Annotated in this window: 24 protein-coding genes; 17 read left to right on the top strand and 7 right to left on the bottom strand. The window is 58.8% G+C overall.

Annotation, left to right across the window (positions count from 1 at the left end; all coding sequences use genetic code 11):
- The first annotated feature begins 5 nt into the window (after positions 1-5).
- From KQI84_18945 to KQI84_18890, 12 genes are all read left to right on the top strand, one after another.
- Positions 6-386 (top strand): hypothetical protein, encoded by a 381-nt coding sequence (locus tag KQI84_18945; GenBank protein MCB2156960.1) that lies wholly within the window; start codon positions 6-8, stop codon positions 384-386.
- Positions 383-856, top strand: coding sequence for a prepilin-type N-terminal cleavage/methylation domain-containing protein (locus KQI84_18940; protein ID MCB2156959.1), 474 nt, complete (start codon positions 383-385; stop codon positions 854-856). Before KQI84_18945 ends, KQI84_18940 begins: the two co-directional genes overlap by 4 nt.
- Positions 853-1,245 (top strand): hypothetical protein, encoded by a 393-nt coding sequence (locus KQI84_18935; GenBank protein MCB2156958.1) that lies wholly within the window; start codon positions 853-855, stop codon positions 1,243-1,245. The genes KQI84_18940 and KQI84_18935 overlap by 4 nt, the downstream gene beginning before the upstream one ends.
- Entirely contained in the window at positions 1,242-1,916 is a 675-nt protein-coding gene (locus KQI84_18930) for a type II secretion system GspH family protein (GenBank protein MCB2156957.1), read from the top strand. The genes KQI84_18935 and KQI84_18930 overlap by 4 nt, the downstream gene beginning before the upstream one ends.
- A 195-nt stretch (positions 1,917-2,111) precedes the next feature.
- Positions 2,112-2,714 (top strand): hypothetical protein, encoded by a 603-nt coding sequence (locus tag KQI84_18925; protein MCB2156956.1) that lies wholly within the window; start codon positions 2,112-2,114, stop codon positions 2,712-2,714.
- Between the two features lie 155 nt (positions 2,715-2,869).
- Entirely contained in the window at positions 2,870-3,259 is a 390-nt protein-coding gene (locus KQI84_18920) for a hypothetical protein (protein MCB2156955.1), read from the top strand.
- 215 nt (positions 3,260-3,474) lie between these two features.
- Positions 3,475-5,505, top strand: a complete 2,031-nt coding sequence (locus tag KQI84_18915) for a protein kinase (GenBank protein MCB2156954.1) — start codon at positions 3,475-3,477, stop codon at positions 5,503-5,505.
- A gap of 77 nt (positions 5,506-5,582) precedes the next feature.
- Complete coding sequence (locus KQI84_18910; GenBank protein MCB2156953.1) at positions 5,583-7,007, top strand: protein kinase; 1,425 nt, start codon at positions 5,583-5,585, stop codon at positions 7,005-7,007.
- 33 nt (positions 7,008-7,040) lie between these two features.
- Positions 7,041-7,718 (top strand): hypothetical protein, encoded by a 678-nt coding sequence (locus tag KQI84_18905; GenBank protein ID MCB2156952.1) that lies wholly within the window; start codon positions 7,041-7,043, stop codon positions 7,716-7,718.
- A gap of 92 nt (positions 7,719-7,810) precedes the next feature.
- On the top strand, positions 7,811-8,644 hold the full coding sequence (locus tag KQI84_18900) for a menaquinone biosynthesis protein (GenBank protein MCB2156951.1): 834 nt from the start codon (positions 7,811-7,813) through the stop codon (positions 8,642-8,644).
- 183 nt (positions 8,645-8,827) lie between these two features.
- Positions 8,828-9,439 carry a prepilin-type N-terminal cleavage/methylation domain-containing protein gene (locus KQI84_18895; protein MCB2156950.1) on the top strand — a complete coding sequence of 204 codons (612 nt, stop codon included), beginning with the start codon at positions 8,828-8,830 and terminating at the stop codon, positions 9,437-9,439.
- A gap of 1 nt (position 9,440) precedes the next feature.
- On the top strand, positions 9,441-10,910 hold the full coding sequence (locus KQI84_18890) for a serine/threonine protein kinase (GenBank protein ID MCB2156949.1): 1,470 nt from the start codon (positions 9,441-9,443) through the stop codon (positions 10,908-10,910).
- On the opposite strand, the gene trmD is transcribed toward KQI84_18890, so the two are convergent.
- From trmD to buk, 7 genes are all read right to left on the bottom strand, one after another.
- On the bottom strand, positions 10,907-11,626 hold the full coding sequence (gene trmD / locus KQI84_18885) for a tRNA (guanosine(37)-N1)-methyltransferase TrmD (GenBank protein MCB2156948.1): 720 nt from the start codon (positions 11,624-11,626) through the stop codon (positions 10,907-10,909). The two genes, KQI84_18890 and trmD, sit on opposite strands and share 4 nt — an antisense overlap.
- The gene (locus KQI84_18880; GenBank protein MCB2156947.1) at positions 11,623-13,899 is read right to left on the bottom strand and encodes a cation:proton antiporter; all 2,277 of its coding nucleotides are present in this window, start codon (positions 13,897-13,899) and stop codon (positions 11,623-11,625) included. Before KQI84_18880 ends, trmD begins: the two co-directional genes overlap by 4 nt.
- A gap of 107 nt (positions 13,900-14,006) precedes the next feature.
- The gene (locus KQI84_18875; protein ID MCB2156946.1) at positions 14,007-14,693 is read right to left on the bottom strand and encodes a cytidylate kinase-like family protein; all 687 of its coding nucleotides are present in this window, start codon (positions 14,691-14,693) and stop codon (positions 14,007-14,009) included.
- Positions 14,694-14,803: 110 nt separating this feature from the next.
- Positions 14,804-15,424, bottom strand: a complete 621-nt coding sequence (locus tag KQI84_18870; protein MCB2156945.1) for an indolepyruvate oxidoreductase subunit beta — start codon at positions 15,422-15,424, stop codon at positions 14,804-14,806.
- Positions 15,421-17,172: an indolepyruvate ferredoxin oxidoreductase subunit alpha gene (gene iorA / locus KQI84_18865; GenBank protein MCB2156944.1), complete on the bottom strand. Its 1,752-nt coding sequence runs from the start codon at positions 17,170-17,172 to the stop codon at positions 15,421-15,423. Before iorA ends, KQI84_18870 begins: the two co-directional genes overlap by 4 nt.
- Positions 17,173-17,199: 27 nt before the next feature.
- On the bottom strand, positions 17,200-17,991 hold the full coding sequence (locus tag KQI84_18860) for a phosphate butyryltransferase (GenBank protein MCB2156943.1): 792 nt from the start codon (positions 17,989-17,991) through the stop codon (positions 17,200-17,202).
- Complete coding sequence (gene buk / locus KQI84_18855; GenBank protein MCB2156942.1) at positions 17,991-19,085, bottom strand: butyrate kinase; 1,095 nt, start codon at positions 19,083-19,085, stop codon at positions 17,991-17,993. Before buk ends, KQI84_18860 begins: the two co-directional genes overlap by 1 nt.
- A 365-nt stretch (positions 19,086-19,450) precedes the next feature.
- Between buk and KQI84_18850 the strand changes: the two genes are divergently transcribed.
- The 5 genes from KQI84_18850 to KQI84_18830 all read left to right on the top strand — a co-directional run bounded on the left by KQI84_18850 (position 19,451) and on the right by KQI84_18830 (position 25,045).
- On the top strand, positions 19,451-20,038 hold the full coding sequence (locus tag KQI84_18850; protein ID MCB2156941.1) for a tetratricopeptide repeat protein: 588 nt from the start codon (positions 19,451-19,453) through the stop codon (positions 20,036-20,038).
- 5 nt (positions 20,039-20,043) lie between these two features.
- A complete protein-coding gene (locus KQI84_18845; protein MCB2156940.1) occupies positions 20,044-20,388 on the top strand; it encodes a (2Fe-2S)-binding protein in 345 nt (114 codons plus the stop codon).
- Between the two features lie 122 nt (positions 20,389-20,510).
- Positions 20,511-21,218 carry a hypothetical protein gene (locus KQI84_18840; GenBank protein MCB2156939.1) on the top strand — a complete coding sequence of 236 codons (708 nt, stop codon included), beginning with the start codon at positions 20,511-20,513 and terminating at the stop codon, positions 21,216-21,218.
- A 146-nt stretch (positions 21,219-21,364) separates the two neighbouring features.
- Positions 21,365-23,662, top strand: a complete 2,298-nt coding sequence (locus KQI84_18835) for a VCBS repeat-containing protein (GenBank protein MCB2156938.1) — start codon at positions 21,365-21,367, stop codon at positions 23,660-23,662.
- Positions 23,663-24,073: 411 nt separating this feature from the next.
- Positions 24,074-25,045, top strand: a complete 972-nt coding sequence (locus KQI84_18830) for a hypothetical protein (GenBank protein MCB2156937.1) — start codon at positions 24,074-24,076, stop codon at positions 25,043-25,045.
- Positions 25,046-25,333 lie beyond the last annotated feature (288 nt).

Genomic DNA, 25,333 nt, shown 5'->3' with positions numbered 1-25,333 from the left:
TGAAGATGAATCGACAGAGAAACAACCACGGCATGACGCTGCTGGAGACCATGGTGTTTGTCGCCCTTTGGGGATTACTGGCGGTGACGACAATGGCGGCGCTAAGCCAAAGCTCTATCACGTGCTCAAGAGCAGCCGATCGCAGCGATATGGTGATGATCGCCCAGGCAGAGATCGAACGACTGCGTCATGTTCCTGCCGAGGAGCTGATTGAAGGAGAGCAGGAACTGCGGCGGGAAGAATGGCCACAAGATGTTGCCGCCAAGATCGAGACGCGCCTGCGTCCGGATGGGACATGGCTTCTTGATGTCCTCGTCACGCGAGCGACTCTCGAGGGCGTTCAACCCGTTCGCCTGACAACCCTTCGACTGGGAGATGCATCATGATCAGGAACCGCTATCAAGGCCTGACGCTCATCGAGCTTCTCATCGTGATCGCGATCATTTCGATCATGGCTGCCGGTTCTCTGGCAATTATCACCGAACCAATGAAAGAGCATGTCCGAGCGAATATCCGAATGGAACAGGAGGCCGGCTTCTCGACGCTGGCTGCGCAGATTGTCGCCGACGCTCATGATTCGGATAAAGCAAAAGTGGGGACGGAGTCGATAGAGTTTCCCGGGATCGCACGGTACTATGTCGATGGTGCGCGTGTCCTTCGGCGTTCAGTTGGAGATGATACCGCAGGCGCCGCTTTGCTTCCTCATGTCAGAGAGTTCACCATGGATCGGTCGAGCGAAGATGGCCTGCAACAGATTCACGTCGTGTCCAGCATCGTGATCGCAGAGCGAGAGGTCCGTTTGGATCGGCGCATCCCATTGAGAGTCGGCAATGACTGGATCGGAGGAGTGAAATGATGATTCGCCCCCGCAAGGACCGCGGTTCGCTCATGCTGGGATTCATCCCACTCGTGATTCTGCTCGGGACAATGTGCGCCATCATCTCGATGCGTTCCTTTGACGCCTACCGCGCATCGGCAATGACTGAGGTTCGACTTCAGGCGCGAGCGGCCGCTGAAGGAGCAGTTGCTACAGCGATCGCGGTCGCGCCAGGAGCCCCGAAGGACTTCACCATTGGCCGATGCCGAGTGAACTACCAGGCCACTTCCGACTCTGATTTGCTTCCTCTCACGGTCGAGGTGCTGGGCAGCGAAGACTCGCTGATCGCCGGGTTTGCCTACGAGGCAGTTCTGGAATCCAAGGAGGATGGCAGCGTGCGATTCGTGCGATTGGAGAAGAAATCATGAGACGTCGAGGCTTCACACTCATTGAACTCCTCTTCGTTGTCGTCGTGATTGCGATTCTGGCCGCGATCGGCGTTCCGAACTTCCTCGAGGCGCAGGTCCGTTCAAAGATGTCGCGGACGACGGCAGACCTCAGCGTCGTCGAAGCGGCACTCCATGCCTACTATGCGGACTACCGGACGTATCCTCAGAGCACCCCTCCGGTCGTTGATCTGATGCGCTCTGCATGGACATTCCGAGACGAAGACGCTGCGACAAGCTCGACGACGGCTCCCGTGAACGACCCCTGGGGGGCAGGCTGGTACTCTCACACGACCGATTTTGAATCCGAGTTCTGGCGTGCACATCAGCAGGATAAGGCCGTTTTCTTTGAATCGGGATACGATCTGGCCGTACTGACTACGCCGGTGGCGTACGTGATTGGGGGCCTGAGGCCAGATCCGTTCGCAGATACTCGCGATCTGCCATTCGTGTACTTCAACCCGCCCCAGTGCGTTCCAGAGATTCTGGGGCAGTCGAACTACCCCCGTTACGTTTTGCTCTCGTACGGCCCGGATACAGATCAGTGGAGTCCCTCGGATGTGGCGAATCCGATGTTGGGGCCTTACATCAGTTATGATCCGACGAATGGGACCGTCTCTTCGGGAGATGTCTTCCGGGATGGTTTCCAATAGGGTGGGGGAGGGGGAGTACCCCGGCCAAGCTCAAAGGGGTGTGCGGTGACACACCCCTTTGAGGCCGGAGGGGCTGCCAGACCCGCCGCTCACGGGGTTCACCTTGACTCTATGCGCGGAGGCGTAGAAATTGCATCCAATCGGATTCACGTGTCAATTTACTGGATTTGCTCCAGTCCGTGAAGGATGCATTTCATGACTTCCACGAAGCGCAATTCAGTCGTTCGAGCCCTTATCATTGCTGTCCTGATGATTCCACTGGCGCTCGTTGCTCAGATCACCATCAGCGGCAGCACCTTCGAACCGGCCGGTTCGTCCGCAGGCGGCACGCTTTCGCTCGGCAGCGTCGTTGGCCAGCCGGAGGCTTCTACACCATCGACGGCTTCCACGCTGAGTCTGTTCCATGGATTCTACTACCCCGGCTTTGGATCTCCTCTCTACGTTAATCTCCTGAACTTCGAAGCCGTGAACAAGGGCAACGGAGTCAGCCCACTCCTGCAGTGGAATACTGCTGCCGAAGTCTCCAATGTCGGCTTCAACGTCTACACCGGTGAGTTGGTCGGCGGAACCTGGTTCCCCGGAGAGAAGCTCAACACAACCATGATCCCGGCTGAGGGCGGTCCGACCTCCGGCGCAGATTACTCTTTCACCGATCCCAACGTTTATATCTATGGCTCAGGCGTCCGCGCCTACTTTCTTGAGGACGTGGACCTGAGTGGAGGATCGACCTACAATGGACCTGCGTACCTCGAAGTCGGAGCGGAAGCGGTCGGAAAAGAGTTCTGGACGATCTTCTGATTCTCGGACAAGATATCGCCGTAATTCGGGGCCCGGCGTAATTGCCGGGCCCCGTTCCATTGAATTGGGCACCTTTGCCTTGCCTCAGGCACATGGTCGGCCCTAACTCAATAACCTTGGGGTAATAAACTGATGAACGCTTGGGAAGGCGGTCCATGGAATCGCAGCAGGAGCACCAGAGGGAGTACGACAGAATTCCGATCCGCGCACGGGTGACGCTCTATCTCTTGCGCCCGAACGACTCTTTCACACCGTTGGTCATCAAGGGAGTCGCCACGGACTTCTGTGAGTCGGGAATGAGGGTTAAGACGCCGCTCATTGGAGAGGGCGAGTGTCGAGAACTTGGGCGCGATACGTGTCTGGCTAAGATAGAACTGAGCCAGACTGGGCGCAACAAGTCGCCGAAGCTCAAAGGCGAGCTTTTCTGGGTGCGCTACCACCCGGAGACGCCCGAGGAGCGCGCTCACGCCGAACTGGGATTCCGTTTGACGCAAGTCGATGAGGAGACATCCAGTTGGCTCCGAGAGCACCCATTCGGCGACTGAGGGCGAATTTCGCCTTGTGGAAATATCCGCGAAAACCCACCGTAGAGAAAAGGAACGGCAGGTTCAGGACGCCCATTCGATGGGCGATTCCCTTCGGTCGCGTTGGTTTGCGCCTCTCTTCCCCGATTTCGGCGGATTGGCAGTTGCCCGATGGCGGTTCGATGGGGTAATCTAAGCCGTTAGTCATCAAGGACGCGGAGAGAAGTGACCCGACTATGACGATCGTTCATTCCCTCCAGAGCGCAGGACCTTATCACCTGGCCGAGAGGCTGGGCTTCAACGGTGTCGTTGCGACCTACAAGGCCTTCGAAAAAGAAACCGAGATGTTGGCCTGTGTGGTCGTCATCGAGCAGTCCGCGCTCCAGAATGCCGGCGCTTTTACTCGATTTACGGATGAGTTCTCTTCCCTTGTCCAAGCGCCTGCCAGCCGCGTTTGCCAGCCCCTGCGTTTTGGCACGGATGCAGGATTTCACTGGGCTTCTTACGAGTATGTGAAAGGGCGCCATCTTGGGAATTTCGTCCGCGAGGAAGGGCTTCCGACTCCCGGGCGTTCGGTCGATTTGATTGCCCAGAGTGTCGAAGCCCTCAAGGTGATGCATAGTCACCAGGTGCCGCATCGATTGGTCACTCCCGCGTCGATCATGATTAACGACATCGAGAAGGTGAAGTTGATGCATGCCGGTTGGGGCGGTTTGCTGCTTGGCGTGGCAGATGGTGCGGCCAACCCTGCATTCCTCAGCAACCTTCCATTTCTGGCTCCAGAAGTGGCCTTTGGCGGCGAAGGCGATGAGGCCTCCGACGTCTACTCACTCGGCGCGAATCTGTACTTCCTTTTGACAGGCCGCCCGACCCATTGGGCAAGCGATCCGCCGCAACTGCTGCAACAGATTCAAACGGAAGCCGTCGACCTGAGTCCCTTGCAGGAGATTGTTCCCGGCGAGGTCATCCAGGTTGTGGAGGAGATGCTGCAGCCGGATCCGGATGACCGCCCGGTCAATCTTGAGGCTCTCTTTGGCCGACTCGATTCCCTGGCTGCGTGGCTTATTTCCGGAGAGCAATTCAATCCGGAAGATGGAGTGGATGGGCAGCGCCTGAGTGCAGGAGAGATTTACGCACAGTACGTTGCGGGAAACGACGAAGTTCCGAACGATCAACTGACCACCGTGGAGGTTCCGGTCGAACGCGGCGCTGGCGGCGATGACTCCACGATTAAGCAAGTCTCTCATCTGAGTGACGATTACCCCGATGAGCCGGCGCCTCAGGAAGGCTATCAGCGAGCAGAGGAGCTGCCACCACTCAGTCAGAATTATCAAGCCGCGCCGCATTCGCTGGCCGACCAGATTGTCGAGCAGCAGCCCGCCCCGGAGCCCAACAGTCCGAATCAGTCCATCGAAGCGCAACGACAGGCCGCGGAACGAAGTGGGACGGGTTTCACTGCGATGCCCGCTGCTGAGCCTCTGGGGTCTGGCCAGTATGCGACTGGGACAGCACCGGCAAAGCAGGAAGCTGAGTACCTCGCCGTTCTGGAAGAGGAACACGAATCGCCAGGGGAGAGAAAGAATCGCATTCTTCTCATGGCGGTCAGTGGTGGCCTGGTTCTTCTCGCCTTATTCATTTGGGCGATCACAACTGTGATCGGTGTTCTTACCAAGGCACCCGCTCCAAAACAAAACTCGAATCGACCGGTTGGTCTCCAGGCTCAATATCAGGCAGAGTTGTTGGCATCGAAGAACTACCAGGACACAGTGATGAAGCTGCGTCGCGCAGGCGATTTCAATCGGCAGTTCATTGCCAGGAATGGTGTCTGGGCAAGCTCTGTCGACGACCTGATCGCAGAAGGCGCGGAGATGCCCGCGGTGACGGATGCCTGGGGGCGTGAATTCGATATTCGAGATGAATTCGTCGTCTGTGCGGGCGAAGATGGGAAGTGGGACAACAAGGATGACTTCTGGTACGATTGCCGTGCCGAGGAAATCGGCGGCTATGAGCCGAAGTTCGATCTGCCCGAGAACAGCCCGGTCATTGGCGATGTAAATCGCCAATTGAACGATGTCATGAACAAGGCAATGGACCAGCAGATGATGATGCGCGAGGCCATCGAAGCACAGGAACGCATGTCGACGGGCAACTGGTCGCGCAATGCGAATACAGGCAGCCGCCAGGATAATAATGACTGGGCAAACCAGCCTTTCGATCCACGATTCGATACGTCGTCGTCGACGGAAGAAGGCGGCGACAGCGAGTAGCAACCGTTCGATTCAGCAGTTGACCCACGTGCTATTGGCGGGGAGAACATCTTATCCTCCCGAAGGTTCAGGCGTTCATGGACCCAAATACCGAGACGGAACTGACCGCCACTCGCCAAATCGCTGGCGACATCGAGCGCGTCCATCCGTTCCCGGTTGATGCGATCGAAGGGCTGCTCCTGCTGCGCCAGCTTGGTGCCGGTGCGAGCAGCACTGTCTACCTGGCCCGTGAGACGGAGACCGACAAAGAAGTCGCTATCAAGGTCCTCGCCGCCTTCTACTGCCGACACAAAGAAGCGCTGGCACGATGGGAGCGCGAGGCGGGGACTCTGGAACGCCTCAGGCACCCGAACATCGTCGAGGGTCTTCGCCACGGAGTCGTGGAAGGGCGGCCGTACTTCGTTATGGAGTACGTTCAGGGCGAACCCCTGAGCAATCGCCTGAGGCGAATCGGGAGGCTGCCCGAAGAAGAGGTTTTTGCAATCAGTCGTGCGGTGCTCGAAGCCCTGCATGTTGCCCACCAAAATGGGATTATTCACCGGGACATTAAGCCCTCCAATATCGTGATCGATCCGGACGGTGTGACGAAGCTGATGGACTTCGGCCTCGCGAAGGAAGAGTCCGATCGCAGCGTCACAATGTTGGGAACGGTGTTGGGCACTCCGGTGTACGTGTCGCCAGAACAGGCGCGCGGCGACTTGAATGTCGACATCCGCAGCGACCTGTATTCTCTCGGGATCACCCTGTTCCATCTCGTCAGCAACGAGGTCCCATTCAGCGAGATGAACACCTCGCTGCTGCTGACGCGCAAGATCACCGACGATGTTCCGGACGTGCGCCATTTCGCGCCCGACGTCTCGGCGGGGATGGCGTTTCTGATCCGGCGGCTGTGCGAGCGGGAACGGACGAGTCGTCCGACCACGCCGCGTGAAGCGATTGAGCTTCTCGAAGGCATCATGCACGGACAGATCACGACGGCAGAACTCTCCGATTCCCGCCCGGTGAAGAAGCGGCCAATAGCTCCGAGCCCGACTGAGCTAGGTCCTTACGCAGAGGACAATCCTGTCCTGAAAACGTTGGTCGAAGATACGTCGCTGGAGTCCGCACCGATCACGCTCGAGAAAAACGAGGTGTTGTTTTACGAGGACGACACATCGCGTGACGCTTACATCCTGTTGAACGGCGAGTTGGAAGTCCTGAAGTCAGGCCGACAGATCGCGACCATCAATGAGTCCGGAAACTGGCTTGGTGAAATGTCGACCTTGCTGGATGCGCCTCGAACGGCAACGATCCGCGCCACCGGGCGATCTGTCTTGCTGCGCGTGGAGGAGAAGCACTTCCGCGAATTCAACAATCGCCACCCCGATATGTGCTATGTGCTGGCGTGTTCGCTGGCAGAGCGGCTTGACAAGACCAACCAGAAGCTGAATGACTCTCAGCGCCGCCTGGCGACTGTTCGGAAGCACTTCCGGATGATCGAGAGCGAGTTGTCCGGCGACTGATCAACCTCACACACGAATGAAAGGACCTTCGCCGTGCTTCCCGAGAGCCGCTGCGAGTTTCCACTGTGGATAGAGCGGAGCGGCCTGCCGCGCGAGATGAACGAGACGGCCAAGAGTCCGCACGCGTACTTCGTTTTCCGCAAGATCGTCGAACTGGATTGCGAGAGGAACTCCACCCCCGGGACTGTGGAGATTTCACTGCTTGAGTTGGAAGAGTTGACCGGGATACCGGCCGACCAACTTCGGAAGACACTCAAGAAGATCCGCAAGTGCGCTGTCCTGCGCGCCTTCGTTCCAGACAATGATGAGGAGCCGGGGCTGTTTCAGGTCATCGCGCCGCTCTCGACACCGAAGTCCTGGGAGAAGGTTCGTCAGGAGCAAATCCGTCTGCGCAATCTGGCGGTGGAGGAGTTTCGGTACGCGCTTGCCGCCGAGGATCTTCCGGCTCCGGACGGTGACAAGCCCGATCCCAAGCTGAAGGCCGTGATCGACGAGTACTTCAACACCGTCTCCATGAAGATGAATGCTTTCATTCTGGATGAGCTTCGCCTGATCGCCGCGCGGTATCCGCTGGACTTGATAAAAAAGGTATTCGCCCGCGCGCGAAAGGAAGAGAAGCAGAGTCTGGGATGGATTCTGACCCAGATTCGCCGCGAAGAGACAATCCGCCAGAAGGTTACAGCCAAGCGCTCGGATCAGCCTCCTTCGTGACCTCGCAAGCACATTTTCTTGACGCTGTATGACACGTGGGCCCAGAAATTGCCATGAATGTCTTGGCAACTGACCCCACGAGGTCGTACATCATGTCCCACTCCAACCTCAGACTCGGTATCGTCCCATATCTCAATGTTCTTCCGCTTCTCCGCGGCCTTGACGACCGTTTTCCACAGGAGAACTGGATTCGGGCAACGCCGCGTGAGCTCGGCGGACAGATGGCTGCGCGCGAAATCGACGTTGCGACATTGCCGATCTTCGAAGCCCTCAGAGCTCAGACCTACTGGATTGTGCCCGGCTGTGCGATTGCCTGCGACGGCCCTGTGCGAAGTGTGCGGATCGTCTCTCTGAAGCCGCTGACCCAGATTCGAAGCCTCTTGCTTGATCGTAGCTCGCTGACTTCAGTCCACTTGGCGCAGATTCTCACGAAAGAGCTTTTAGAAATCGATCCGGTGCTGGAGACCTCTTCAGAGCCGCTTCCTCGTGAATTCGACTTGGCTGCCAGTGGTTTCGATGCGGCCGTCGTGATCGGCGATGTGGCGTTGGACTGGGAAGATCGCTTCGAGCACACACTCGATTTTGGTCAGGGGTGGAAAGATCTGACCGGTCTGCCTTTCGTTTTTGCCGCCTGGGTGGCCCGGCAGGACGTGGATCTCTCGCCGGCCGATCTCGAGGCCTTCGTCGAGGCACGCCAACGTGGCGAGCGCGAGGTATGGACGATCGCCCAGGAGGCCGCAGATGCCTCTGATCGACCTGTTCAGGATCTGGTCAACTACTTGGGACGCGCGATCCGATTCCGATTGGGCGAACAGGAAATCGTTGCCATCGATGAATTCCGCCGCCGCCTGATCCGTCACGATCTCCTCCCGGCCTCCGCTGTGTCGCCTGCGGTCGGTGCGCAGGGAATGGGCGCCGGCAACTGACCCATTCAGGGTCCTCATCTTGCTCCTCACATCACAGAACCCGCTGCAACAGCAGGAATGGACGGCATTCCCAAGCAAGTCAGGGAAAGAAGTGCCGGACATTAGCGATAGGGGTTGTAGGAATTTCTGGGTCGGGTACCTGCTGGTTGTCCTGTGGAGATTTCTTGGAGTGAGGAGTCGGATATGATTCCCCGAAGGTCCCGTGCATTCACACTGATCGAGTTGCTTATCGTTGTCGCAATCATTGCTATTCTGGCCGCGATCGCAGTTCCGAATTTCCTGACGGCGCAGACGCGCTCGAAGACATCGCGAGCGCAGGCCGATATGCGGTCCCTGGTAGTGGGGCTGGCAAGCTACCATAGCGACACGAATCATCTCCTGCCGCCGGATGCTTCTTCACCAATCTTCAGTCAGGAAACGATGAGTCGCCTGACGACTCCCATCGCTTATCTCTCCTCGCTCCCCGATGATGTTTTTTGGCGCAAGGAGCAGGGGGACTTGAACGATCCGACCGCTGGCACGTTCGGTTACATTAACATGTACGTTATTTACGACATGGGGATCACGGAACTCAGCGATCTCTTCGAGCATTCCTACTTCTTTGTCTGCCGGGGACCTGACGGGGACTTCGATGCAAATAACTCGACGCTCGGTGGCATGCTCAATGACTTCCAGAACGATACGGCGAACTCGGTGTACGACCCAACGAATGGGACGATCTCGGGAGGGGACATGTTCCGGACGCAGGAAGGCATGATCGGCGCCGGCACGTTCTCCAACGCGCGGGAGCACTGACATGCAACCCACGCCACCCACTGCCGATACAGCATGCCACACAACCGAGGCGATCACGCACCCAAGGGGGCAGGGCTCGGGCGGCAGCATTCCAAACATGCAGAATAACTGGTTCATGCCGGACGAATTCCAGATCGCCGAGGTACTTGGTCGTGGCGGAATGGGAGTTGTTCTGCGCGCGCATCAAGTGAGTCTGAATCGCGATGTTGCGATCAAGGTAATGCCGCCGGCGGTTGCGGGAAACGAGTTTCATCGGAAGCTCTTCCTGCGGGAGGCCCAGACCTGCGCACAGCTTCGTCATCCGGGCATCGTCCAGGTGTATCAAGCCGGCGTATTGAGCGATGGCAGCCTTTTCTTTGTGATGGAACTTGTCGAAGGGCAGACGCTCGATCAACTCGTCAAGAAGACCGGTCCGTTCATCGAGAAGCGTCGACGTGGCGGGAGGCGTTCGATTTCCGAGGCATTCCGAGTTCTTTTCGACCTCTGCGATGCTCTTGAACTGGCTCACTCCAAGGGCATCATTCATCGAGACATCAAGCCACAAAACGTTTTGATCGAGGCGGATGGACGTGCTCGATTGATGGATTTCGGAATCGCCATCCTGCGTGATGAGTCAGACAGTGCAATGCCGGCGGCAGGGACGCCCGCCTTCATGGCACCGGAGCAGGCCGGAGGTCGTCCTGTCGATCATCGGGCGGACATTTATGCGCTTGGTGGCCTGACGCTCTATCTGTTGACGGGGCTTCCTCCGAACTCGGGCGCGAGTCTCTCTCGAATCGCGCGCCATGCAAAGGAAGGGACGGACGCGGTCGCCCAGGATTGTTGGGATGCGCTGCCTCCTGAGACGCCAGCTTCACTAAGGCGGCTGGTTCGTGCGATGCTCGCATCCTCGGCAGATGATCGTCCGCCGAGTATTGCCGATTTTCGCCGTCGTCTGGAATCAGTCTATCTCGAACTGACCACTCCGAAGAAAAGGTCGCCCACCAAACTGCTGCGAAATGCCATGATTGCCTTGGCGTTGGTTATCGTTGCGGCAGGCGCAACGTACTGGCTTCAAACACACCAATCAGCTCACAGTAGTGCCTCATCTGGCGAAGCGACGGAGATGGACCTTGGTCGCTACACGCGAGAAATCCAACTGCAGCTTGACCGCACCGATCTGGATCCGAAGTGGCAGGCAATGTACGCCGGTTGGCTTGCGGAAATCCAGGCGATGACTGCCGCACACAGGACCGAAGATGCGCGTCAGGTGGGGGAGTATGCGCTTGCGCAGATCGAGATGCAGCAGATCGAGCAGTTGGCGATGGCATTGCAAGGGTCGACAATCGAGGATGGCGCCCTTCGGGACCAAGTGCAGGAGTTCCTGGCCGATGTGACCGAGGCGAAACATGAACCCGAGGAGAGAGACTTGCCGACGCTTCGGGCGAATGGATTGAATCTGCTCACGCGCGTGAACTCATCGCCGCGCTAGTCTTTCGCTTTCTTCTGCTTATCCTTCCAGGCTTCGTACAAATCCGGGCGGCGCAGCCGAGTCACATCGATTGCCATCTCTCGGCGCCATTCCTCGATGCGGGCATGATGTCCGGAGAGAAGAATATCCGGCACGCGCAGGCCCTCGAATTCCTCCGGGCGCGTGTAGTGTGGCGCCTCCAGGAGCCCGTCGGAGAAGGAATCGCGCTCGGCACCTTCCGCGCACCCCAGCACACCGGGAAGCAGCCGTACGATCGAGTCGACGATAGCCAATGCTGGAATCTCTCCTCCAGTCAGAACAAAATCACCAAGAGAAATCTCCTCGTCCACGCGCGTTTCGATGACGCGCTCGTCGAGGCCTTCGTAATGGCCGCAAATGATGACAATGTCCTGGTCGGTGGATGCGAACTCGCGCGCACGTGCCTGATCATAAGTCTTCCCGCGCGGCGAGGTGTAAACGACATACGCGCGTCCTTCCGTGCCCGGCGCGCCGGCGACTTCATCGAGCGCCGCAGAGATCGGCTCGGCTTTCAGCAGCATCCCACCGCCGCCGCCATACGGCGCATCGTCCACCGTGTTGTGGCGGTCTGTGGCCCAGTCGCGGAAGTTGCGAACCACGAGTTCCACCTGGCCGCGTTGCTGGGCGCGGGCAAGGATGCTCTCGCCAAACGGGCCCTCGAACCACTGCGGAAACAAAGTCAGAACGGTGATCTTCATCGCTTCTTGGCGACCTCGCTGCTGGAGCCTGAACGCGAGCCGGGCGGCTGCGACAGAAGCGTATTCACGCGATTGACGATGATCAGGACATCGGCAGGATCTTCCGCATCCATCAGGCGCTGGCGGGTTTGCTTGTCGACAACGAGGCGCGCAATTTCCGCCATGGTGGCCAGGTGCCCTTCCGGATCGCCTGTCGGGCTGAGTAGAAGGAACGCCAGCCGCACGGGCTCGCCATCGGGGGCGTTGAAGTCGACGCCGCCAGGAATCTGAGCGACGGCGCACACGCGGCTTTCAAGCGCATGGCTGTATGCGTGCGGCACCGCGATGCCGTGACCAAGGGCCGTTGGGAAGGACTTCTCGCGTTCCTGTAACTCGCTCAGTGTCTCGTCCTTGGGCACCTTGGGAAAAAGGCGAATCACGATTTCGATCATTTGCTCGAAGAGGTGATCGATGTCCTTTGCCTCAACGCGCGTCACCAATTCCGGCCGCAAGCTGCGGACCAGGTAATCGGCCTCACGCCGCAGGTACAGGCGCTCGCCCTGAGCTTGCCCACTGGCGTCTTTCTTTGCCGCGCCGGGATCGATTATGAGTTGCTTATTCTGAGCTGCGAGAAGAGGAGTCGTCAGGTTGCCCGGATCGATGATGTCACCGTGGGAGTGAATGATCGAAGCCTCGCCGCGCTGCAATTCGGCACTCAGAAGCGAAGGCTTCGGCAGGCCTGTCCAGACGGCACGTCCAGGCGTCTCCTGGGCTTCGCGGGCCTTCGTCTTGCCGGAAGTCCAACGATAAACATGATCGCGACCGACGACCGCGGCCCAGCGCTGGCATAGCAGGACGTTGAGCTCCTCGTTATCGGTCAGTGCGATCAAGTTGCCCACCGACTGGAAATCATCGCGGTCTTCCACCTCGGCCTCGCGGGCATCCAGAATCAACGCGTTTAGCCCATCGTTGCGCGCCTCGTTCACTGCGCGCGGGTTTGTATCGATCAGAACTGCCGGCAACTTTGCGGTACGTTCGATAAAGCGCGCAATTCGCCGCCCGAGAGGATGCGCCCCAATGATCATCCAGCCGGTTGGTGCCGGGCGTTTCAACTGCAGCAATGACGCGAATGGACCGGCGGTGAATCCTTGAATCAAGACCGTGGCCGTGATCACGGAGTAGGTGAATGTCTCAATGAATTGCGGTTGTTCGAAGCGGCCCATGGCCTGCAGCCGGATCGTGATGTACGAAGCCATCGATGCGGCGACAATTCCGCGCGGAGCGACCCAACCCAGGAAGGCTTTCTCGCGCCAGTTGAAATCCAACCCGACCGAGGAGATGAGGATATTCAGTGGTCGAACGACGATCATTACGATGGCGACCAGAAGAACGCCCTGCCAGCCGAAGTCGGAAAACTGCGAGAGCTTGAGTCGCGCGGCGAGCAGCATAAAAAGCATGCCGATCAGGAGATCTGTGATCTCGGCCTTGAAGTGCCGGATCTGCTTCAACTCGACCGGCCGTTTCACTCCGAGGACAAACCCCGCGACTGTGACCGCCAGCAGGCCTGCCTCGGTGAAGAGTGTATCGGTAATTCCGAAGATCAGGACGGCCAGAGCCAGGGACGTCACGTTCATCATGTCTTCGGGGATCAGGCGGCTCTTAAGCAGTTGATAGATGCCAAATCCGCCGGCCAGGCCGATGGCGATACCGGAGATGAACCGCAGGATGAAGTTCGAGAGCACCTCGGTGCTTCCCTGGCCGATAATCCACTCGAAGAACAGCAGCGCGACGAACACGCCGAGCGGATCGATCAAGACGCCTTCCCAATGGAGGATGTTGTGCAGCTTCGTGTTGATCTTGATGCGCTTCAGCAGGGGAGCGATGACGGTGGGTCCAGTCACGATGACCAGACTCGCGGCCAGGAAGCTTATGTTCCATGGCTTATCGAACGTCAGATGGATGGCCACCGCCGTTGCCAGCAGCGTCGTCAGGATGCCGAGACTGAGCAGGCGGCGAATCAGCTTGCTGGCCGAGCGATAGCCCTCCAGGTCGAGTGTCAGGCCGCCCTCGAAGAGAATCAGGCCAACGGCGAGCGAGACGATTACTCGCAGGCCATCGCCGAGGCTCTCCGGTTTGATGATGTCCAGGAATTCCGGTCCAAGCAGCATCCCACCGATCAGGAGCAGAACGATGGCCGAGGTCCGGATCAGCTTCGAGATGGCAATCAGGATCACGCCGGCGGAAATCGCCGTCACCATCGTGATCAACATGTCGTGAGTGGGGCTGTGCTCCATGCTCGGTCAGAAGGCTCCTGCTCGTCATTGTGTTCAAATCATCCCCACAGTCCCAGGCGCGGAGCGCAAGGGGCGAAATGGGGATGCCTTGGTCTCGGGGCGGTCGGCTATTCGACCGGAACCGCGAAACCCGCCAGTCGCATGGCGTTTGCGATCATTCTCGCCAGCACTTGCGGCGTGTAGCGGTCGGAATTTAGGACCATGTCAAAGCTGGAGCAATCGGACAAATCGTGTCGATACAGGTTCTTGATGAAGGATGCGCGTTCCTGGTTGATGTGTTGGATCTTCTTCTCCGCCTCCTCTTGGGAGATATTCTCCTTCTCGGCCACGCGCTTGGCACAGCGATCGAGCGATCCCACAATCCTTACGCGGAAGGCCTTTCGATCCCAGAGGATCAGGTGGGCCCCGCGGCCCACGATCACGCCGCCACGCTGCGAAATGCCGAGGATCACGCTAACCAGGTGCCGCCGATAATCCTCCTTGAAGGCGCTCTTGCCACTGATGATCGAGAACGCCCACGCGTCCATGATCCCTCGAACCTGCTCGTCGAGGCGCTCCATGAGGAAGCGATCGACTTTTGCGCTATCTGCGATGGCGTCCAGAATCTCACGATCGAAGCACCCGACGTGCAGGGCCATCGAGAGTTCGTGAGCCACATCCTCTCCGCCGGATCCGTAGTCGCGCGAGAGCGTGACCACCGGTCCCTTCGGAACAGCGCTGACAGCCACTTCGTCGTGGCTGGACAATTCGGCCCCAACCAGGGCTTGCACGAGTCGAATCGGATCGCCGGGCATATCAGCCTCCTAAATGAGTCTCTTCTCCTCCCTCCCAGACTTCTTCCCAGCGCTATTCTCGCGCCGCGGGACGGAGAGGTCAACCCGGATGAAGGCTCAACCCGAAGCTGTCATGTTGCCGGTTCAGGCTCCGCCTTTCCCGCTTCTGCGAAGTTGTATCCGACCTCGAACGCGTGTTCGTTGATTTCGGCGAACTTGGATGCGAAGGAGTCGCGGACAACCGCCTTCCATGTGTCAACGTCCAGTTCCAGGTGCCTGGCAAGCGCCCCGATCAGGATTATGTTCGCCGCCCGCACATTCCCAAGATCCGCCGCCATCTTCGTGGCTGGGATGCGCTCGAATCTGGCATACTCAAGCAATTGCTCATCGATGTCGTCGGGATACTCCGCCTGGCGATTCACCACGGTCGCAGGCAGCAGACGGAAGTCGTTGATGAGAATCAGCCCGTCGGGTCGCACGGTGTGCGCGAAGCGGAGCGCCTCGAGTTCCTCCAGGGCCAGAACAAAGTGCGCCTCGCCGTCCATGATGACTGGTGAGAAGACGGTTTCACCCCAGCGGATGTGGCTGTAGACACTGCCGCCTCGCTGGGACAGGCCGTGGATCTCCGATTTCTTCACATCCAAGCCGGATCGGAATGCCGTCTCGGCCAGAATATTCGACAGTCGGATGATGCCCTGGCCGCCAACGCCTACGGCGAGAACATTCGTAACTGGTTTCACGGCGGTCTTCATGTCTTCACCTCCTGGGGTTCTTCGCACTTGATCGCATCGAAGCGGCAAACGTCTTCGCACAGTCCACAGCCATCGCAGAGGAAGTCCGTGACGACGATCTTATCGTTTTCAATGGTCAGCGCCGGACAGCCCAACTTCAAGCAGAGGCGGCACTTCGTGCAGAGATCTTCGTCCACCACGCGGGCCGAACCGAAGCGTTCGCGCTCCACCATCACGCAACGTGTATTGATGACGAGCACCGAGGGCTCCTGGCGATCCATCTCTTCCTTCAGGGCCTTCTCGATGCCTTGCATGTCGAAGCCGTCGAGTTCGCGAACGTGCTTCACGCCAAGGGCCTTGCAGATCTCCACCATGTTTGCCGGGCGAACTTGCTCACCGGCGGCCAGCACACCCGATGCGGGGTTGGGCTGATGGCCGGTCATGGCTGTGATGCGGTTGTCCAGAATGATCGTTGTCGCGGTGCCGTTGTTGTACACCATGTTAAGCAGATTCGTCATGCCGCTGTGGAAGAACGTGGAATCGCCGATGACGGAAACGCTGCGTTCGTTGGGCTCGGCTGCCTTGCGGAAACCGTGATCCATGCCGATAGAGGCTCCCATGCAAATCAACGTATCCATCGCGTTGAACGGCGCGAGCGCTCCTAGCGAATAGCAGCCAATATCACCATTCACCGTGATGCGGTTCTTCGACAACACATGGAAGACACCGCGGTGTCCGCACCCCGGACAGAACTGCGGCGGTCGGGGAGGAAGATCCTGCACGGGAGGCTTTTGGGGACTCGGCCGATGGCGAATGCGTTCGCGTAGTGCTTCTGCCGGAAGCTCACCGACCGAGAGTAATTGCTCCTTGCCTTCGACCTTGATTCCGAGGGCCTTGATCTCTTCCTCAAGGAACGGCCGATTCTCTTCCACAACGTAGAGGTACTCGACTCGCTGCGCGAAGTTGCGAATCAATTGATGCGGCACAGGATACGTCATCCCGATCTTCAGCACGGAGAACTCGGGAAGCGCCTCGCGCACGTTCAGATAGCTGATGCCGCTGGTGACAACGCCGTACTCCAATGACCGCATCTCGACGCGGTTTCCGTCGAATGTGTTCGAGACGGCTTCGAGGACGGCCTGGCGCTTCTCCAGAACGAGATGTCGTCCGTACGCGTGGGGCGGCAACATGGCGTACTTGCGGGGTTGTTTCTGGTAGGGCCGTCGAGGGACTTCTTCGCGACGCCCCAGGCGCACCGGGCTATCGGTGTGGCAGATGCGCGTCGTCAGTCGCAGCATGACGGGCGTGTCGTGCTCTTCGCTCAGTTCGAATGCGAGCTTCGTCATCTCCTTTGCTTCCTGCGCGTCAGAGGGCTCAAGCATCGGAATCTGGGCGAACTTGGCGTAGATGCGGTTGTCCTGCTCGTTCTGCGAGGAGTGCAGTCCCGGCTCGTCGGCCGTGACGATCACCAGTCCCGCATTCACGCCGGCATAAGCCAGCGAGAAGAGCGGATCCGCAGCGACGTTTACACCGACGTGCTTCATTGTCGCGATCGCCCGAACGCCTGCAAAGGCGGCCCCGATGGCGACTTCCAGCGCCACTTTCTCGTTCACAGACCACTCGGCATTGACTTCCTCGTAATGGGAAAGCGCCTCGGTGATTTCCGTGCTGGGCGTGCCGGGATAGCTCGTGGCAACCACGACTCCCGCCTCCCATGCTCCGCGGGCGACTGCCTCGTTGCCCGTCATCAGCTCACGTTTGATTGCCATTCTTGACCCCCTTCTGAGTATCAAGTCCTACTCGCTCATCAGGACCCCGAGAGCGATTGTGTGGAGTTTCGTTTGAGCCGTGTCCGACCTTGAGAGAAAAGTCACCGGCCTGGATGTTCCAGCGACGACTCCGCCGCCGCTGCAGCCAGTGAAGTACATAATGCCCTTGGCGAGGATGTTTCCAACAAGGACCGACGGCGCGAGGAAGATGTCGACATTCCCCGGGACCTGGCCCTCGACACCTTTCGCTGCCGCAGCTTCCTTGCTCATCGCGACATCGACCGCGAGTGGGCCTTCCACGACGCAGCCTTCGATGTTCATCGCTGCCAGTTGAGCCGCATCGACGGTCTCCGGCATTTTGGGATTTTCTTTTTCGTAGGCGGTCACGACGGCGATTCGTGGCTCCCCAATCCCGAGCTTCCGAGCGATCGGCAGGACATTCCGGACGATCTCGGCTTTTTCCTCAAGTGTCGGATTCAGGACGATACCACCGTCCGTGATAATCATCAGCCGGCCGAATGCTTCGAAGACGAAGGCATGGCTGATCAGCTTGCCGCTCCGTAGACCGTTCTCCTTGTCCAGCACCGCACCCATGAAGGCCTTCGTATCTACTTTTCCCTTCATAAGGACGTCGGCCTCGCCTTCGCGAACGGCGCGAGCGGCGGAGAGCGGATTCGTGAATTCGACCGTGTGGGCAACTCCCCGTCTCTTCGCATCGTCGAACGCGTCCTTCAATGCCTCGTCCATGGCCCCGGCGATTGCGATGCGTTTCGGACCCATGGCGGCCGCGCGCTGCAGGATTTCCTCGAAGCTCCTCATCACGCATCCTCCGCTTCGCCGGTGGGGTAGATCCGGACAGCTTCCTCACCTGACAGTGCCCGGGCCACGCCGTCGCGCAGAGCCTCCATTTCGAACTCGCCGGCATAGATGTACATCGGCGCCAGGAAGCCGCACCGATCGCGGATCCACCCGGTCAGCATCTTCGAATTCGCCAGGCCGCCGGTCAGCACAACGGCGTCCACGCTTCCATACAGGGCCGCGGCGAGACCGCAGATGTGCTTCGCCATCTGGTATGCCATCGCCTGGAAGACAAGGCGGGCGTTCGCGTCTCCGTCTTCGACGCGCTGTTCGACTTCTTTGGCATCGGTTGTTCCGAGGTGGCTTTTCAGGCCGCCCTCGCGCGTCAGGCGTCGACGAATGCGCGCATAATCATCGCCGCTCACGAGGACCATTCGCGCGAGGTCGTCAACGCGCAGGCCGCCGCTGCGTTCGGGAGAGAAAGGTCCCTCTCCGTTTGCATCGACCGAATCGACCATCCGTCCGTGACGATGTGCGGCGATCGAACAGCCGCCTCCCAGGTGCGCGATAATCAGGTTCGCGTCTTCATAGCGCTTTCCGATTTCTGTGGCACAATGGCGGGCTGCGCGCTTCATGTTCAGCGCGTGCGTCAATGACTGGCGGGGGAGTTCTGCCAGCCCGCTGATGCGGGAGATCTCGTCGTACTCATCGGTAGAGATCGGGTCGACAATGAACGCCGGGATGTTCTGAGCCTCTCTCGATAGTTCGTTCGCAATCACGCAGGCGACCTTCGAAGCATGCTCAACGAAGCCATCGTCGATTGCATCCGCCAGCATCTCTCGATTGATGCGATAGACGCCTCCCGGAACGGAGCGAAGCGGCGCGCCTCGAGCAGCAATTGCATCGAGTTCGCTCAGAGAGATTTCGATCTCCCTGAGCATTTCCAGAATCTGTTCCTTGCGGTATGCGGCCTGGTCGATCACGCGGGCGAACCCGGCCAGTTTGGCAGGATCGCAGATGAGATGACGTTCGGCCAGGAGTTCCTCCCCTCCGTAGACAGCGGCACGCGTGGACGTGGACCCTGGATTGATAACGAGTATCAATGGTCGGTTCACAAAAGCCCCTCCTGTGGCGATTCTCGCGAGAATCTTGTGTCATAGAATGGCCTACCCGAAAGCGGGCTGCAAGCCGAACAAACCGGGAATTGCATGCTTGGGGCGCCTCTTCCCCCCGCATTCGTCGGCTTTCCGGGCCGATTCGAGGGACTGACAGCTAAGTGGGCCAGCGGCAACGATCTAGTGTGAAGTTCAGGTTACTGGAGGCCTTGGCGGGCGCTTTCCCGGCTTCGGCTCAAAAAAAACGCCACGAAACGGCCGTTTTGTCCTTGCCATACCCAACAATATCCCGCTAGCCGTCAGCCCGACGACTGGAACACCCAGGAGACAAAAACCCGGAAGGCTACCCTGCAAGGAGCAGTGTTATGGTCTGTCCCCCCCCATGGGAAGATGAGGAAGAGGAATCCTCTGGCTGGATCGACGGCTTCGAAGATGAAGACGACGAGTTCGAGGGTGACGACTTCGAGGACGACGAGTTTGAAGAGGACGACGAGTTCGAATTCGGAGACGATGATGCGGATGCCGAAGACGAAGAGGATGACCTTGAATCGCTGATCGAGGAGGGCGAAGCCCTGATCGAGGAAGGCGAGTATCAAGAGGCCCTCGACCTTTTCCGGGAAGCCAGCGAGCGTTTCCCAGAGAATCCGCTCGCCCTCTACCATCTCGGCCAGACGGCCTTGATGATGTTCACCGATGGTCTCGAGGATAATCCGAACTGGGAAGACGACGACGATCTGGTCGGTTTCTACGAGGAGGCACAGAATGCCTTCGATGCGGCCCTGTCGTTGGAAGAAGAATACTACCCGGCTCTGAATGGTCAGGGCGCGCTGTTCATGGTCCTGGACAATCCGGACTCGGCCATCGAGTGCTGGGAACGTTCGCTCGAAATCAATTCTGATCAGGATGAAATCGTCCAGGCCCTCGACGAGGCCCGCGGCCAGGCGGAAGACTGAACCGCATGGAATCCCCCACGGAATTGTGTGTCTGCTTCCACGTTCCGTTTCAAAAAGTCGCCAAGTTCATCCGTTTGAACAATCCGCAGGTGCCGTCTCAGTGCTCCGAGTGTTTCGGGGCCGGGACGGGCTGCGGGTGGTGCGTTCCCTTCATCGAGAAACTCTTCGAAGAGATCAGGGCCGGCGAACAGAATCCGCAGATGAAGATGAGCGCAGACGAGTACCGTCAGCGTCGCCGCGAATACATGGCAAAGACTCGCCAGGACCTGCTGGAGCTGGAGGACGTCTCGGGCGAGAGTGTTGCCGACGCCGGCGAGCTCCAGGATGAGATCCTCCCGGACGACACTTGAGATCGCTTCGAACGTCCAATGGGATTTGACATCGGCACCTGTCGCGATTGAACATAGCTCCCGAACAAATTGCTAGATGCCTTCTGCCTGCTTTTCCCCCGAAGGCCCAGGAGCGCGACGATATGAGTCCCGGATCGGACCAACAGATTCGATCGGCAGTCCACAACTACTTCCGCGAATTCGGCTACGAGTTGTCGGAGACGATCTACGCCGAGTTGCTCAAGCAAGGCGGCATGCAGCGCCTGCTCCGCCGCATGGGGATCACGGACCCTGGATACCCGGATGATCAATATGCGGCTGTCCTGAACTATCTCCGGCAAAACGGCGAAGAGAAGTTCCTCGCTGCTATCGGCCAGGGCAAAGTCGAGTACCGTCCGACGATCGAGACCGATCGGAATCGGATGCGGGAGCTGGAAGAGAAGCAGAAGGAGATGTTGAAGCGGAAGTTCATCCGTGAGTCTCACGATCACGAGCCCCAGGAATTCCGATCTCCTGCCCCCAAGGGCGTAACACCCGCACCCGCTGAAGAAGAGGAACCGGCAGCGGCACCGACCCCCGTTGCCGTAGAAGTTGCCCCTCAGACACCGGCAGAAGCTCCCGCTGCCCCGGGCCCAAGACCCGGCACGCGGCCCGACGGCACGTGGGATGGGGTGACAGAGCGCCGCACTGGGCAGGACCGTCGCTCCGGGCAAGATCGACGGGAACGTGTTGAGGTGATCTTCAAGAACCGCCGCTTTGGTGGTGACCGCCGCGCCGACAAAGAGCGCCGCAAGAACTGGCCGCCCTCCAATTGGCCGCCCTCCGACACGCGACCGGCAAGCGACGAGTGACCGCCGCCAAACCATAGGATTCGTCTTCCCAGGGGCCTCTGCGCCCCTGGGATTTTCATTTTCCATTGCCGCGCTGTCGCCGTTACCGGGTAGGCTGAGTCATCTTACGGTCGGGGCGTGGCCCCAATCTCCGAAGGTCACCCACTATGCTCTCAAATCGAATAGTCCTTAAATCCCTTGCCCTTGCAAGCGCGCTCACCGTTGCCGGCTGGGCGGCGCCGGAATCCGCCGTGGAGTTCCACCTGGATGGGCCGCACATTTACGACGCCTATCGCCGTAGTCTGGGACTAACCGTTGCCGATTTGAACGGCGACGGCCACATGGACATTGCATCCGTATCGAACGACGCCGGTCTGCTGGAAATTCTCTATCAGAGCGAGGACAACGAGGCGGCCCCCTTCACCAAGGAAGAGATCACTCTGGATGGTCTCGTGCAGTCGATGATCGCCGCAGACGTCAACGGTGACGGACGGACTGATCTGCTGATGGCCGAGGCGCCGGCCAGCCTGGTTGTCATGTACCAGACAGATGAGGGACGGTTGCAGCGCGGTGAAATGACCGATCTGAAAGCCGATCATCTCACGCTTGGGGAACTCAACGGGGACGGGCGGGAAGATGTCCTGCTGGTCGTCGGCAAGAAGATGCAGATTCTTCAGGCGGGAACGCGAGGGATCTCGCTGGAGCCCGTTGAGACGTTCTACACGACTGGACAGGTCTCCGACCCGCCGATGATCGCCGATATCGACGGCGATGGGAAGAACGACATCATCTTCCAGCCCGGCGATTCATACAACCACTTGATGGTTCGACTCCAATCGGCCACGGGGGATTTTCCGGCAGAGTTCAGTCTGGAGACGAGTCTGCTGCGTTCCGTGGACATGGTTCCAATGCCGCGCGAGCGCGCAAAAATCGCGGCCATTCACAACAAGACGCGGCACCTGGTCATCATGCAGATGGCCGAGCCGATGGAAGACCATGTCGATGGAGAGTCCACGCTCTCCATCAGCGATCCTCGATTTGTCGGTTTCGATCCCAGCACATGGGATCAGGACACCTTCTCGGCCGTGGCAGACGTCGATGGCGACGGGCGCGAGGATCTCGTCGCAGCAATGCCAAATTCGGCATCCTTGAGGCTGCTCAGCCAGACGCGAACGGGAGCGCTCGTGCCGGAAACCGTACCATCTTTGGAAGGCATGGATCAAATTCTGCCCTGGCCGGTCGAGCGTGGCACTGCTGCGCCGCTCGTTGTGCTGAGCGAAGATGAGAACGCACTCGGGGTCGCGATGGTCGATAAGGACAAGGATAATCGCCTCGGATTCCCACGTCCGCTGGCTCTCGACGCCCAGCCGTTGGCCGCCGGGATTCTCCACTCGGAGAAGAACAGCACTCCGGATCTGCTGGTGGTTCAGGAAGACGCCGAGGAAAAGAAGAGTATCGTCGTCTACAAGGACTTCGATCCGACGGCCGACTCGGTTCCCGCCGCTGAAGAAGTCTACGTCCTGGAGGATGATGCGGAAGCTCCCGAGGGGATGACCATCGCGGATTTGGATCGGGATGGACGTGAGGACATCATCCTGCACTTCGAGTATGAATCGCCGCTGCTCCTCATGCAGACCAAGGACGGACACTTCACGAAGCGTGAAGTTCGCGGAATCCTCTCGGGGCTTCTGGCGGACACCAATCCCAGCCAACTTTTTGCGGCGCAATTGAAGGGCGAGGACAGGCCGCTCGTGATGTGCGTGAAGGACGATTATGTGCGGGCGTTCTACCTGGAGGAGGACGGCAGCGTTCACATCGCACAGCAGTTCAATGGGCGGAACAATCGGACGCGCCTTAGGGCGGCGGCTGTGGCTGATCTGCGAGGGGATGGGAGTCGCGAGGTGGCGATGCTCGACGTTGGAAACGGCATCCTCTCGATCCATGGCGTCAAGAAGGGCAAGAAGAGCTACGAACTCCTGCGGGAGATCGAACTCGGAGACGTCAACTATCGGCGCATGGAAGCCTTCGATCTCGACGGCGACAAGCGGGACGATCTGGTTCTTGTGGCGCTGGATCGAATCGCTGTTCTGTACTCGCGCGTCATGAATGGGGACCTGGAGACGATAGACAGCTACGAGACGGAAATCGAGGACGGGGGATACGGCCTTGTTCGGGCGATACCTCTACTTGGGAATCCCAATCACCCCCAGATTGTCTGCGTCGAGATGCGTGAGAAGAGGCTCGAATTCTTCAACCTGGAGCGCGCCGGACGGGGTTCGGACCTGACTCTGACTTCGCTCTACGAATTCCGCGTGTTCGAGAGCGAGTCCACAATTGCCCGCCGGGTGAACATGGACGCTTCGCCGGAGCCGAGACAATTTGCCGCAGATGACCTGAACGGCGATGGCAATCCGGACCTCGCGATCCTGGTTATCGACAAGCTGATCGTCTACTACCAGCAGTAAATCCTGCAGCCAGAGCACTGTCCGGAACCGGCGGGGGAGCAGTCCTCCGCCGGTCCTCTTTTTGCCATACTACAGATGCGACAGAATCCACGGACTCTACGCCCACAATTGTAAAGGATTACGGAGACAGATGAAAGGAATCAACCGGAACCTGACAACTTTCGCCATTGTCTTTTTCTCTTTGCATCCGGGGGTGGAATGAGTAGATTCTTTCGATAGGGGCAGTACAAAAAATGACCCCGAAAAAGGAGAGACTGCCCCACCAAACCATCAACGAGGAAGGGCAATATGAAACTGATTATGGCCGCCCCTGGAGTAGAAACTCGAGTTCGGAAAGCCGTAGAACATGACCTGCAAGACTCTCTTCCCTCGATAAAGCGCCGTCTTGGCCGAACTGGACCCGATCTGCCAATGTTGCGCGCCCGGTTGTCAGTCGCCGGAAAGAAAGAACACCCCACCTACCACCTCACGCTCAGCCTCCAGCTTCCGGATCACCATATTGTGGTCCAGAAGGACTCTTCGGACACTCGCCAACTCGTCAGCAGTTCTGAGGCGGCGCTGAAGAAGGAACTTCGGCGCTCCACAGCTAAGATTCGCAAGGAGCACCTCAGCCGGAAGCGGACCTCCGAGAAGAAGGCTTTTTCTAACTTCGCGAAGGAGGTCGCAAGCACCGAAGAGGCTCTGCTCGAAGAGGCCATGAAGATGCAGCCGGATACGAGCCCGCTCTTCGCGCGACTGCGTCCGCTGTTGGGCCCTCTCTATAATCACGCCCGCGAGTTGATCCGCACTGCGGAACTGGCCGGAGAAGTTTCGGCCGACTACGTCACACCGGATGACCTGGTCGATCAGGCGATCGTTCAGATTGCCGAGCGTAACGGCCAGGTGTTGACGGACCCGGAAGTGCTTGAGACGAAGCTGTTCCGCTACATCGATGCAATTCTGACCGACGAGATCACAAGGCAGAAGCCGGAGAATTCCAGCGTCATGTCGATCGAGCAGCCGGCTCCCGAGGAGATCGAGCGCAAGCGAATGGGACAGCCGGAAGAGGAAGAGGTGGAGTACTACCAGCCGTTCGCAGCGCTGCGGATGGAAGACGTGCTGATCGACGAGCACGCCATCGATCCGGAACACCAGCTCTCCGACGTAGAAGAGCATCGGGTCATCTTGAAGTACCTGGCGAATTTCCACGCCAAAGCGCGTTCCGCGTTCTTCCTGAACCGCGTCGAGGGCTTCGATATCTATGAGATTGCGATGATCCAGAATCGAAGCGAGGACCAGGTGAAGAAAGATATCGACGAGTGTGCCGTAGCCCTGCGAGAGGGCTGGCAGAAGATGGAGCGAGGAAGCGAGTCGGAGCAACGACCGCCGGCGGCCAAGGTCTAGTCTCTCGTCTTTGCGTCCTCACCTCCAACTAGAACCAAGCCGGGCCGGATTAGGGTCATTCTCCGGCCCGGCTTTCCTTTGTGTGTGACACAAGATTCACAATTATTACGGAATGTTGTCACCTTTCGACTTGTCGGAGCCGACAGGCATCATGAACAAGAGAGTTCAATCGAATCCCGAGGTGCCTAAAGCGTTGCGATTCTCCAGAGTTCCCCTCATCTCCACCTCTTTGCTACTCATCATCCTGTTATTGTCGCTGGGGTCTGCGGCTCGTTCCGAGGAGCCGGG

The sequence above is a fragment of the bacterium genome (assembly GCA_020444065.1).
In the GTDB taxonomy this organism is placed as follows: Bacteria; Sumerlaeota; Sumerlaeia; order SLMS01; family JAHLLQ01; genus JAHLLQ01.
Note: the sequence above shows the minus strand (reverse complement) of the source record. Positions and strands in the feature narration are given on the sequence as shown.

What these genes read in the sequence shown, in the direction of transcription:
- KQI84_18945 (MCB2156960.1), top strand. Translation starts at nt 6, where the DNA reads ATGAATCGACAGAGAAACAACCACGGCATGACGCTGCTGGAGACCATG.
- KQI84_18940 (MCB2156959.1), top strand. Translation starts at nt 383, where the DNA reads ATGATCAGGAACCGCTATCAAGGCCTGACGCTCATCGAGCTTCTCATC.
- KQI84_18935 (MCB2156958.1), top strand. Translation starts at nt 853, where the DNA reads ATGATGATTCGCCCCCGCAAGGACCGCGGTTCGCTCATGCTGGGATTC.
- KQI84_18930 (MCB2156957.1), top strand. Translation starts at nt 1,242, where the DNA reads ATGAGACGTCGAGGCTTCACACTCATTGAACTCCTCTTCGTTGTCGTC.
- KQI84_18925 (MCB2156956.1), top strand. Translation starts at nt 2,112, where the DNA reads ATGACTTCCACGAAGCGCAATTCAGTCGTTCGAGCCCTTATCATTGCT.
- KQI84_18920 (MCB2156955.1), top strand. Translation starts at nt 2,870, where the DNA reads ATGGAATCGCAGCAGGAGCACCAGAGGGAGTACGACAGAATTCCGATC.
- KQI84_18915 (MCB2156954.1), top strand. Translation starts at nt 3,475, where the DNA reads ATGACGATCGTTCATTCCCTCCAGAGCGCAGGACCTTATCACCTGGCC.
- KQI84_18910 (MCB2156953.1), top strand. Translation starts at nt 5,583, where the DNA reads ATGGACCCAAATACCGAGACGGAACTGACCGCCACTCGCCAAATCGCT.
- KQI84_18900 (MCB2156951.1), top strand. Translation starts at nt 7,811, where the DNA reads ATGTCCCACTCCAACCTCAGACTCGGTATCGTCCCATATCTCAATGTT.
- KQI84_18895 (MCB2156950.1), top strand. Translation starts at nt 8,828, where the DNA reads ATGATTCCCCGAAGGTCCCGTGCATTCACACTGATCGAGTTGCTTATC.
- KQI84_18890 (MCB2156949.1), top strand. Translation starts at nt 9,441, where the DNA reads ATGCAACCCACGCCACCCACTGCCGATACAGCATGCCACACAACCGAG.
- trmD (MCB2156948.1), bottom strand. Translation starts at nt 11,626, where the DNA reads ATGAAGATCACCGTTCTGACTTTGTTTCCGCAGTGGTTCGAGGGCCCG.
- KQI84_18880 (MCB2156947.1), bottom strand. Translation starts at nt 13,899, where the DNA reads ATGGAGCACAGCCCCACTCACGACATGTTGATCACGATGGTGACGGCG.
- KQI84_18875 (MCB2156946.1), bottom strand. Translation starts at nt 14,693, where the DNA reads ATGCCCGGCGATCCGATTCGACTCGTGCAAGCCCTGGTTGGGGCCGAA.
- KQI84_18870 (MCB2156945.1), bottom strand. Translation starts at nt 15,424, where the DNA reads ATGAAGACCGCCGTGAAACCAGTTACGAATGTTCTCGCCGTAGGCGTT.
- iorA (MCB2156944.1), bottom strand. Translation starts at nt 17,172, where the DNA reads ATGGCAATCAAACGTGAGCTGATGACGGGCAACGAGGCAGTCGCCCGC.
- KQI84_18860 (MCB2156943.1), bottom strand. Translation starts at nt 17,991, where the DNA reads ATGAGGAGCTTCGAGGAAATCCTGCAGCGCGCGGCCGCCATGGGTCCG.
- KQI84_18850 (MCB2156941.1), top strand. Translation starts at nt 19,451, where the DNA reads ATGGTCTGTCCCCCCCCATGGGAAGATGAGGAAGAGGAATCCTCTGGC.
- KQI84_18845 (MCB2156940.1), top strand. Translation starts at nt 20,044, where the DNA reads ATGGAATCCCCCACGGAATTGTGTGTCTGCTTCCACGTTCCGTTTCAA.
- KQI84_18840 (MCB2156939.1), top strand. Translation starts at nt 20,511, where the DNA reads ATGAGTCCCGGATCGGACCAACAGATTCGATCGGCAGTCCACAACTAC.
- KQI84_18835 (MCB2156938.1), top strand. Translation starts at nt 21,365, where the DNA reads ATGCTCTCAAATCGAATAGTCCTTAAATCCCTTGCCCTTGCAAGCGCG.
- KQI84_18830 (MCB2156937.1), top strand. Translation starts at nt 24,074, where the DNA reads ATGTTGCGCGCCCGGTTGTCAGTCGCCGGAAAGAAAGAACACCCCACC.